We start from the raw sequence: 4,401 nt of genomic DNA on the forward strand, positions 1-4,401 counted from the left end.
GCCCCGCTCAGCATCCGAGAGCACCTCCACACCACCGACCCGCACCCCCGGATCAGCAACCACCACCTCCAACACCCGCACCAACCGCTCGGCCAACCGCTCAGCAGTCACCACATCGAACAGATCCGTACTGAATTCGAGGACACCCGCGATGCCGTCGGGACGCGCGTCCCGGGCGTGCTGTTCGACCATGCGGAAGAGGAGGTCGAACTTGGCCGCACCGGTCGGCAACGGCTGCTGTCGCACGGTGAGGCCGGACAGGCTCCCGGCAGCTTCGGTCGCGGCCTGCTGGTCGAGGTTGTTCCAGGTGAGCATGGTCTGGAACAGGGGGTGGCGGGCCATGGACCGCTCGGGGTTGAGGACCTCCACCAGCCGTTCGAAGGGCACGTCCTGATGGGCGTACGCCGCCAGGTCGAACTCCTTGACCCGACCGACCAGTTCACGGAAGGACGGGTTGCCCGACAGGTCGGCGCGCAGCACCAGTGTGTTCACGAAGAACCCGACCAGGTCCTCCACCGCGTCGTCGGTACGGCCCGCGATCGGCGTACCGATCGGGATGTCCGTGCCCGCGCCCAGCCGCGACAACAGCGTCGCCAGCGCCGACTGCACCACCATGAAGACGCTCGCGCCGCTCTCCCGGGCCAGCGCCACCAGCCGCTCGTGCACCTCCTGGGGAACGGCGAAGGCGACCCGGCCGCCTCGCTGCGAGGCGACGTCGACACGGGGACGGTCGGCGGGAAGGGACAGTTCCTCCGGGAGTTCGGCCAAAGCCTCGCGCCAGAAGGAGATCTGTCGTGCGAGGACGCTGTCGGAGTCGTCCTCGGAGCCCAGGACCTCGCGCTGCCACAGCGTGAAGTCCGCGTACTGCACCGGCAGTTCGGACCACGCGGGGGCGGCGCCCGTGCTGCGGGCCGCGTACGCGCCGGTCAGGTCGCGCGCCAGCGGGCCCGCGGACCAGCCGTCGCCCGCGATGTGGTGCACCAGCACCAGCAGCACGTGCTGCTCCGGGCCCAGCGCGAACAGCCAGGTCCGCAGCGGGAGTTCGGCGGCGAGGTCGAACGCGTAGCGGGCCGTCGAGGTCAGCGCGTCGGTGAGGCCGTCCTCGTCCGTGTGGACGGTGTGCAGTTCGGGGTAGGCCGCCTCGGGCGGCAGGACGACCTGGTGAGCGCCGTGGCCGTCCTCGGCGATGACGGTGCGCAGGGACTCGTGGCGGACCACGAGGTCGTGCAGCGCCGCGGTCAGCGCCTCCCGGTCGAGCGGACCGTCGAGGCGCAGCGCCGTCGGCATGTTGTAGGTGGGGCTGGGGCCTTCCAGACGGTTCAGGAACCACAGCCGCTGCTGAGCGTAGGAGAGCGGGATCCGGGCCGGCCGCTCCGCCCTGGTCAGCGGTCGGCGGGCGGGTCCGGACGCGGTGTCCAGGACGACGCCGAGCCGTGCCACCGTCGGGCGTTCGAAGAGCTGCCGTACGGAGAGTTCCACGTCGAGCGTGGCGCGGATGCGGCTCACCAGGCGGGTGGCGAGCAGGGAGTGGCCGCCCAGGTCGAAGAAGCCGTCGTCGATGCCGACCCGCTCCACGCCGAGCACCTCGGCGAACAGACCGCACAGGATCTCCTCGCGCGGCGAACGCGGCGCCCGGCCCGTGGGCTGTGCCGTGCTGTCGGGGGCGGGCAGGGCGCGGCGGTCCAGCTTGCCGTTCGGGGTCAGCGGCAGCGCGTTCAGCGTCACGAACGCCGACGGCACCATGTACTCCGGCAAGTGACGGGCCGCGTGCTCGCGCAGCGCCGCCGGGTCGGCGGTGCCGGTCACGTAGGCGACCAGCCGGCGGTCCTCCGGTGTGTCCTCGCGGACCAGGACCGCCGCGCGCGTCACGGACTCGTGCGCGAGCAGGGCGGCCTCGATCTCGCCGGGCTCGATGCGGTAACCACGCACCTTCACCTGGTGGTCGACGCGGCCGAGGTACTCCAGCTCGCCGTCGGCCGACCAGCGCACCAGGTCGCCGGTGCGGTACATGCGGGTGCCGGCCGGACCATAGGGGTCGGCGACGAAGCGCTCCGCCGTCAGGGCCGGGCGGTCCAGGTAGCCGCGGGCCAGGCCCGCGCCGGCGATGTACAGCTCGCCGGCCACTTCGGCGGGCACCGGGCGCAGGTCCGAGTCCAGCACGTACACCCGGGTGTTGGCGATCGGCCGTCCGATCGAGCCCCGGCGTGCGCTGTCGGTGTCGACCGCTCCGGCGGTGGACCAGATCGTGGTCTCCGTCGGACCGTAGACGTTGGTCACCGAGTGCGCGTGCCGGACGAGGGACGCGGCGAGGTCGGCGGGCAGCGCCTCGCCGCCGACGAGCACCCTGATGCCCGACAGCGCGGTGGCGTGCTCGTCCACGATCGCGTGCCACAGGCTGGGCGTCGCCTGGACGACCGAGATCCCGGCCCCGTCGATCAGCTCGGCCAGGGCCCGCGGATCGCGCACCGTGTCCCGGTCGGCGAGCACCACGGCGGCTCCGGCCAGCAGGGGTACGTACAGTTCGAGCGCCGCGATGTCGAAGCCGACGGTCGTCACGGCGAGCAGCCGTTCGTCCGGCGTCAGCGCACACCGCTCCCCCAGGTCCTGGAGGAAGTTGACGAGTGCCGCGTGTCCGACGACGACGCCCTTGGGCCGTCCCGTGGAACCCGAGGTGTAGATCACGTACGCGGCGGACGCGAGCGGGACCGGCGGCAGGTCGGTCGCGTCGGGGCCGGTGAGGTCCGCGGCGGCGAGCCACTCCTCGTCGACCACGAGCACGGGGCGCGCGTCGTCGATCATGTAGGCGATGCGCTCGTCCGGGAAGTCGGGGTCGAGCGGCACGTAGGCGGCACCGGACTTCAGCACGGCGAGCAGGACGGTCACCAGGTCGGCCGAACGCGGCAGTCTGACGGCGACCCGCCGCTCGGGGCCGGCGCCGTGCCGCACGAGCAGTCGTGCGAGCCGGTTGGCCCGCGCGTTGAGCTCCGCATACGACAGCTCCACGTCGCCGCAGACGACAGCGGTGGCCTCAAGGGCCTGGGCGGCGCGCGCCTCGAACAGCTGCGGCAGTGCCACGCCGGGCACAGGGCGCGCGGTGTCGTTCCACCGCTCCAGCACCGTGCCGCGCTCGGCGTCCACCATGACGTCGGCCCGGCTCACGGGGAGGTCCGGTTCGGCCACGACGGCCTCCAGGACGCGGACGAACCGCTCCGCGATCCGGGCGGCCGAGTCGCGGTCGTGGAGGTCGGTGCTGAAGCCGAGCGCCCCGTGCAGCCCGCCGCCGTCACCGGTGCGCTCCCGAAGGGCGAAGGACAGGTCGAACTTGGCGACCCCGGTACCGACGGAGTGTCCCGTCACGGTGAGGCCGCGCAACTGCTGTCCGGCGGTGGCGTCGGCGCCCAGGAGGGTGCCGTCGTTCCAGGTGAGCATGGTCTGGAACAGGGGGTGGCGGGCCATGGACCGCTCGGGGTTGAGGACCTCCACCAGTCGCTCGAACGGCACGTCCTGATGTGCGTACGCCGCCAGGTCGAACTCCTTGACCCGACCGACCAGTTCACGGAAGGACGGGTTGCCCGACAGGTCGGCGCGCAGCACCAGCGTGTTCACGAAGAACCCGACCAGGTCCTCCACCGCGTCGTCGGTACGGCCCGCGATCGGCGTACCGATCGGGATGTCCGTGCCCGCGCCCAGCCGCGACAACAGCGCCGCCAGCGCCGACTGCACCACCATGAAGACGCTCGCGCCGCTCTCCCGGGCCAGCGCCACCAGCCGCTCGTGCACCTGGGCGGGCACCTCGAACTCCACGAAGTCGCCGCGGTACGAGGGAGTGGCAGGCCGCGTGCGGTCCCTGGGCAGGTCCAGTTCCTCGGGCAGACCGGCGAGCGCCTCGCGCCAGAACTCCACCTGTCCCGTCAGCGCGCTGTCGGGGTCGTCCTCGGAGCCCAGCACCTCGCGCTGCCACAGGGTGTAGTCCGCGTACTGCACTGGCAGTTCCGTCCACGCCGGAACGACGCCCGCGCAGCGAGCCGCGTACGCCGCGGTCAGGTCGCGCGAGAGCGGGCCCATCGACCAGCCGTCGCCCGCGATGTGATGCACCGTCAACAGCAGTACGTGGTCCTGCTCCGTGAGCTCGAAGAGCCTTGCGCGGAAAGGTAGTTCCCGCTCCAGGTCGAAGGTGCACCGGGCCGCGGCGCGCAGCTCGGCGTCCAGCCGGGAGGCATCCGCGACGGGAACCACGTCCAGTCCGGGCCGGCCCAGGTCCACGGGCAGCACCCGCTGGTACGGTCCGTCGGCGTCCTCGCCGAACACGGTGCGCAGCGGCTCGTGCCGGGCCACCACGTCGGCCAGCGCGGCTTCGAGCGCGGTGCGGTCCAGGTCGCCGGTCAGCCGCAGCGCGGCGGG

General features: G+C 72.5%; 1 protein-coding gene. It reads right to left on the bottom strand.

Features of this window, described 5'->3' with window-relative positions:
• A partial coding sequence (locus ACIA6T_RS35535) for an amino acid adenylation domain-containing protein (protein ID WP_399450633.1) occupies positions 1-4,401 on the bottom strand: 4,401 nt, incomplete at both ends.

Source organism: Streptomyces sp. NPDC051740 (genome assembly GCF_044453165.1).
GTDB classification, from domain to species: domain Bacteria; phylum Actinomycetota; class Actinomycetes; order Streptomycetales; family Streptomycetaceae; genus Streptomyces; species Streptomyces atrovirens.